Annotated in this window: 6 protein-coding genes; 3 read left to right on the top strand and 3 right to left on the bottom strand. The window is 34.9% G+C overall.

The window, feature by feature from the left end; translation table 11 throughout:
* The 3 genes from BGO59_RS20250 to BGO59_RS20260 form a co-directional block, all read left to right on the top strand.
* A partial coding sequence (locus BGO59_RS20250) for a ParA family protein (RefSeq protein WP_293686147.1) occupies nt 1-642 on the top strand: 642 nt, incomplete at its 5' end.
* Between the two features lie 4 nt (nt 643-646).
* The gene (locus tag BGO59_RS20255) at nt 647-1,087 is read left to right on the top strand and encodes a DUF3408 domain-containing protein (protein ID WP_002978475.1); all 441 of its coding nucleotides are present in this window, start codon (nt 647-649) and stop codon (nt 1,085-1,087) included.
* Nucleotides 1,088-1,098: 11 nt separating this feature from the next.
* Entirely contained in the window at nt 1,099-1,734 is a 636-nt protein-coding gene (locus tag BGO59_RS20260) for a conjugal transfer protein TraD (RefSeq protein WP_066437854.1), read from the top strand.
* 25 nt (nt 1,735-1,759) lie between these two features.
* On the opposite strand, the gene BGO59_RS20265 is transcribed toward BGO59_RS20260, so the two are convergent.
* From BGO59_RS20265 to BGO59_RS20275, 3 genes are read right to left on the bottom strand one after another with little or no spacing between them, the layout of a single operon-like run.
* On the bottom strand, nt 1,760-3,691 hold the full coding sequence (locus BGO59_RS20265) for a UvrD-helicase domain-containing protein (RefSeq protein WP_293686153.1): 1,932 nt from the start codon (nt 3,689-3,691) through the stop codon (nt 1,760-1,762).
* Nucleotides 3,673-5,754, bottom strand: coding sequence for an ATP-dependent endonuclease (locus BGO59_RS20270; protein ID WP_066437852.1), 2,082 nt, complete (start codon nt 5,752-5,754; stop codon nt 3,673-3,675). The genes BGO59_RS20265 and BGO59_RS20270 overlap by 19 nt, the downstream gene beginning before the upstream one ends.
* Nucleotides 5,755-5,788: 34 nt before the next feature.
* The gene (locus BGO59_RS20275; RefSeq protein WP_066437859.1) at nt 5,789-6,073 is read right to left on the bottom strand and encodes a helix-turn-helix transcriptional regulator; all 285 of its coding nucleotides are present in this window, start codon (nt 6,071-6,073) and stop codon (nt 5,789-5,791) included.
* Nucleotides 6,074-6,301 lie beyond the last annotated feature (228 nt).

Below are 6,301 nucleotides of genomic sequence, written 5' to 3' on the forward strand. Positions count from 1 at the left end.
TTTGATGCGGATTTTCCGCAGCACAGCCTGATGAAAATGAAAACCCGTGATTTGGCAATGGTAATGGAAAATGAGGCGTTGAAAAAACTGGCATATAAGCAGTTTACCACCATCAATAAAAAAGCCTATCCCATTATGCAGCACAAAGCGGATAGCGTACTCGATGCGGCGCACGAATTTGTAAACACTTCTCCCGTTCCGCTTGATGTGCTGTTCTTCGACCTGCCCGGAACTGTAAACACGCCCGGCATCCTGAAAGCATTGGCAGGTATGCACCACATTTTCACGCCCATCACGGCAGACCGTGTGGTAATGGAAAGTACGCTCATCTTCACACAGCTTTTACAGGACGTGATTATGAAAAAAGGCGAGACATCTATAGAAACCATTAATCTTTTCTGGAACCAGGTGGACGGCAGGGAAAGCACACCCTTATATGACGTGTACAATCAGCTAATCGGGCAATTGGGATTAAGCCTGATGCAAAGCCAAATCAAGAACAGCACCCGTTTTCGCAAGGAAAGCGAAGCGGACAGCAAAACGGTTTTCCGTTCTACGGTAATGCCACCCGATGAGCGTTTGATGAAAGCCTGCCAGTTAGACCTGTTCATCAGCGAATTTTTAAACATCATTCAATTGTAGTGCTATGGAGAAAGACAATAAAAGAAAAGTAACGCCGGACATTAACGAGGAAATGATGATGAACCTGATGGTAGACGGCGTTAAAAAGGACGGTTTACAGCTACCTGCCGAAGAGCAGGAAAAGGAAGCGGAACAAGATGTGGTAAAGCAGGTTGAGTTACCACAAAGTAAGCCTGTACAACGGGAAAGGAACCGCATCAAAAAAAGCCTTGACGGAAGCTACGGCGAACACTTTTTGAAAACCCATTCGATGACAAAGCGGGGCGATAAAAGCATATATATACGGCAGGAATACCACGAACGGCTATCCCGTATTGTACAGGTTATTGGTAAAGATGCCATACCCCTGTATGCTTATCTCGATAACATACTGGAGCATCATTTTGAGATGTTTGAAAAAGCCATTACCGATGATTTCAACGAAAAGTTTAAACCCATTTTTTAAAATATCTGATTATGGAAATAGTAATTGTGATTTGCTTGCTGATAGTCATTGTACTGCTTTTGCAGGATAAGATTGTCATTCATAAAAGGTCGAAGCAAAAGCCCAAAAAGGAAAAAGTTAACCCGCACCTGCCCGATATTATGGGACAGCCCAAGCCAGTAAGAAGCCTTTCAGTGCCAAACACTGCCAATGAAAGCCAAATAGCGGAACCGGAGATAAACCCTGATAATTTAGACATCGAATACGACGAAAACGAAAACGTCAGCATTCAAATTCCGCAGGAAGAACTTGACGAAGTTTTCAGCAATATGCCTGATTTGGAAGAAGAGGAAGAAGAATGGAACAGGTACGGAATATTCGGTGGCGATAACGGTTTTGCTAAAGGGGTTACCTACGACGAACTAAGCTCCGTAGGGGTATTGCTTCAAAAAGAAAATTTGGAACAGGCTCAAAAGGAAACAGCGGTAGCCATAGTTCAGAAATTACAGGGAACCGAATTATTCAGCTTACTGGAAAATTCCATTGAGGGTGCTTCCCGAAAAATTGCCGAGCTTTTGGATAGCACACTTTCATCTGAAAGCGACGACGGTTCTTCCACCTTGCGGAAAAGTGATTTGGGTGATTTTGACATTGGGGAGTTTGTTTAGCTCCCCAATGTTCTTATGAATAAGTTTAACCAATATCAATTACATTTTCTTCTCCAAACCAAATTTTGGCTTTCGCTATTACATCTGCATCAGGATTGTGAAAGAAGACTGCTAAATTTTCTTTAGCCCTTGTGCAACAGACATAAAATATCTTTTGTGTTCTGTCTAATACAGTTGCTGAACCTGTTTCTAAAAAGAGATTACCGAAATTATAATTGTTCCAACCTCCGTTGTCAAGAATAACTAAAACATTATCAAATTCTGTTCCTTTGGTTTTGTGCTGTGTTGAAAATGGTGTTTGTCCTTCAAGGTATTCATATAGTTTTTGAAATTCACTAAACTTAACATCCTTTACTCGATTATACAAATACTCTTTGTTCTCTTTAAAAGCAATTAGCTTATCATCAATCAAACAAATTCTCTTTTCGTTAGCATCATTAATGACTTGTTCAATTGTATTATCTCCAACATTCACAAGGCTTTCAATATTTTCTTTTAAGGCTTTTTTACTTGCGATACTTGTTATTTTAAAATAATAATCTGTGGCTCTTAAAAACTCATTGTACTTTTTATTTTGATACAGAGAAATATTATTCTGAATTTTAAATAAGTGTTTTACAAGATTATCTCTTTTTGAACCTTTCTTGTTTTCATCATTTTCGTCTTGCTTTTTATCATCAAGTAATTGGTCTTTGTCAACATATATTTTGGAAAATTCAGTATATTTTATTGATTTAGCATAATTATACAATTCCGCATTACCATCAATAAAAACCTGCATTGTGTTTGTAGGACGAACTGCGTTTAACTCTCTGCCACTTTTTCCTTGCTGTAATGCTTCAATTACTTCTCCAAATGTATTTTCTGAAAAGTCAGTAGCAACATTGTTATCTTTAATATACTTCTTAATTCTATCTCTAAAACTTAATATGTGGTCTTTATCATAAATATCCATCAAGGTTCTAAAACCTGCTTTGCCTGCTATTAAATTGTGAGTGAGATTAAGTTCCTTCGTTTCCTTTGAATTATTAAAATCCCAAGCATAATTCGCTGCTAAAAATTCTTCAACTTTATTGACATCTCCATCAGTGGAATGCAAAAACAAAACAGTTCCTTGCTTTATGGTACCATTAGCCATATTAGGAGCTTTCGGGTCGGCAGATGGTTCTTGAGTTATACCATCGGTACGAAGTTTGTTCGCCAAATCAATAACAAGTTTGGGATTTCTTCTATTTTGTTTTTTTTGAATTTCGTTTACTTTTTCTATATCAGCTCCTTTATAATCGTCTAAATTACCAATGCCATCTTCATAAATTGATTGCATAGCATCTCCAAAAAAACCTATGATATTCTTTCTTTCGCTTTTCTTAAAATGTGTAAGAAATGTTTCTACCACAACTTTACTTGTATCCTGATATTCATCAATGAATATGAATTTATATTTATCTTTCACGATGCTGCTAAGCTTGGGATATTTTTCAAAGAGATAGTTGGCAACTATAAGTAATTCATCGTGAGATATAATTCCTTCACGTATTCTAACAAACTCTTTGTACTGTACACCATCAGGCAAAACGGCATAATAATTATCCGGAACAGGATTGACTTCTTCAATAGAAATTCTGGTTACTTCCTCATTGTTCGCTAAGGAAATAAGTGCTTGTTTAAGCTCTTTTTGAAAATGTTTGATGCTATCCCATAAGAAATCGTGTATCGTAGATACATTAAGATTTTTATGGTTTACTCTTTCTTCAATTTCTTTAACCGCTGCATTAGTATAGGTCATACAAGCAACCTTAGCCGTTGGATTTTCAGCTATTGCCTGTCGAATTACATTTACTAAAGAATAGGTTTTTCCACTTCCTGCACCTCCGCTTAATAGAAAATTTCTGCCATCATCAATTGACTGAAAAATCTCCACTACTTCCGGTTCTAAATTTAATCTTCCTTCAGCCATAACAAACCATTTTTAATGTAAGCCGGAATATTCCAATTACTAAATTTTTCATCACTATGATATAATATATCTAAAGCGAAATGGGTTTTCTTCTTAACACACTTATCTGCTAAATCATAAGGACTTTTCGCATCATCATCAAAATCAGAAGCATTTTTTATCCCCTGGAACGTATCTTTATTTTCTTTTACGAATGCTCTATTCAAGTGTATAAAAGCATCTTCAAAACTCCGTGCGTGGTAAGTATTTTCTTCCTGTTGGTAACATATACAAATTGTGGAACTCCCAATAACAATTGTTCTATCGCCAACTGGTAAAGCTTTTAAATTATTCCAAGTTACAGCCGACAAAAAATGATTAATCGCAGAATTGCTTGTTTTAGTCCCTTCATTTACAGGACAGGCTCCCCATTCATCTTGCCCTTTTGCATTTTGACCTGTTACCTTTATAGCATCAATATCTGTTAATATTAATGACCTAATACCTAAAAAATCAATAAACTTCTCAAAGATTTGTGAATATGCCCCAACTTCGATAGTTGATATATTTTGTGATAGAAGTGGTAAGAATGTATCATCGTTTCCTGCTGCTTTTAAACGTGCAGCTTCTTCCAAATCAACTTTTCTCATAAATGTCGGTATCAAAATTCTTTCGGTATCTCCTTCAATAAGAATTGCCTTATCAGCAAAAAAGATTTCAGCTCTGCTAATTGTTAGATATTGTTTTAAGAATTGATATTGTTTTGGGTCGGCATCATATTGGGCTCTTAAATCTTTCAGATTTTTTGCAGTAACATCATTCTTTGTTATTGCTTTCAAGTATTTTATATCATCAAAATCACTATCGGCAACAATGTGCGATGAATGTGTAGTAATAATGTATTGTAATGGTCTGTTTATACCATCATCTCTTTTGATACCTTCTCCAAGTAATTTTTTTATGTTCTTTATAAAGACATACTGCATTTGGGGATGTGTATGTGCTTCCGGTTCTTCTATAATAAGTAAATTTATATCCGCTGGCTTTTTGTCTTTATCTTTTTTGAAATCCTGTACCAAAATCTCAATTTCAAAAATCATACTTATTAGGTTCATATAACCTAAACCGTTATAATGCTCCGGTAATTTATGGTCATCGTGAGTGTATACTACTGTAGTATTTCCTTCAAGTAATTCTCGGTGTTGCAGGGTTGAAATAATTGCTATATCAGTATCATTCAACTTAACACCTCCAAAATCCTGTACTTTTTTTATTACATCTTTAAATAAGTCTTTGTAGATGTCGCTTAATGTACTGTCGGTTTCTGAAAGCTGGTCTTTGAAATCTTCTGTAGCCTGGGTCTTATCGCTGCTATCTTCTTTCTTTTTATAAAGACTTGAGGTTTGTTTTGAGAGTGTGTTTTCCTTTTCCTTATTTGTCACATCTCTTCTTGCACTTATGTACTTGAAGCTGATGATGTCTTTTAAATTAATATTTTCACTAATAAGGTCAATTGGCTTAGTTTCAGTAATCTTGTTTGTAGCTGTATCGTACTCAAAAGAGAATTTATGAATTTTAAAATAAGCTTCTAAGTTTTGCTTTAAAAAATCTTTTAGTTCCCTTGGCTTATATTCTTTCTTCTTTACATTTTTAGCCTTTTCACTGGCTTCGAAGACTGCATAGTCAGCCTTAATTTTAAAAAAATCATCATAGATTACAGTGTACTCAAAACCTAAAACAATATTATTATTGTCAGGGTCTAAATCCATCAATACTCTGCTAACATTAGATAAATCATCAGTATCGTTATATTCAATATAAATTTTCAGTTTAATGCCTTTGGGTAGGAATTCGTCGGGAATATCAGCCGACTTGATTAAACCTTCTAATTCGTTTTTAAAATCAATATTGAAATCATCATAAGAAAATTTACTTTTCTCATTTATAAATTTATCAAGAACTGACAAAATAGAAGTCTTTCCTGTATTATTTTTCCCGATAACAAGAGAAAGTTCATTTTCAAGGTCTATTGAGAAAGTCTTCAATAATCGAAAATTTTCAACTTCAATTTTTTTTATCTTCATAATGACTGGTTATAGTATTTGATTAGTTTTTATTCTACTCTTTTTTTAATCTTTTCCTCGATATTTTTAAAACTTGTTCGGCTACAGGCTCATTTTGTAGCAATTCAATTATTTTATCTGAAAACCATAAAATCAATAGCCCATCAACTGGGGTATTCAAAAAGTCTGCAAGCTTTTCAATATGTTTTCTTGGCAATGGTCTTTCTTCATTTTCGACCTTACTAATAAAAGCACTATCCAGTTCCAATGCAGCCCCAACTTCCCGTAAGAATAAGCCTTTACTTTCTCTTAGTCTTTTTATGTGTTTTCCAAATGCCATTTTGCTTTTTTAAGACTTGTCTAAATATGTCAAATTTAAACAAAATAGTTTAATAAATATGGTTTTAGACTTTCTATAAAGCCACTCACAGCCAAACACTTCCTCTGACTGCCACTTTCTTATAACGCCTCTTTTTCCATAAGACATTTGTCCCGAAAGCTCGCAAGGTGCGGGATAAACAGTAACAAATTAATGTGTTTCAATTATGGAAAAACAGAGAAAAAAAGT

The sequence above is a fragment of the Spirosoma sp. 48-14 genome, from assembly GCF_001898575.1.
In the GTDB taxonomy this organism is placed as follows: Bacteria; Bacteroidota; Bacteroidia; order Cytophagales; family Spirosomataceae; genus Spirosoma.

What these genes read in the sequence shown, in the direction of transcription:
- BGO59_RS20270 (WP_066437852.1), bottom strand. Translation starts at nt 5,754, where the DNA reads ATGAAGATAAAAAAAATTGAAGTTGAAAATTTTCGATTATTGAAGACT.
- BGO59_RS20275 (WP_066437859.1), bottom strand. Translation starts at nt 6,073, where the DNA reads ATGGCATTTGGAAAACACATAAAAAGACTAAGAGAAAGTAAAGGCTTA.
- BGO59_RS20260 (WP_066437854.1), top strand. Translation starts at nt 1,099, where the DNA reads ATGGAAATAGTAATTGTGATTTGCTTGCTGATAGTCATTGTACTGCTT.
- BGO59_RS20255 (WP_002978475.1), top strand. Translation starts at nt 647, where the DNA reads ATGGAGAAAGACAATAAAAGAAAAGTAACGCCGGACATTAACGAGGAA.
- BGO59_RS20265 (WP_293686153.1), bottom strand. Translation starts at nt 3,691, where the DNA reads ATGGCTGAAGGAAGATTAAATTTAGAACCGGAAGTAGTGGAGATTTTT.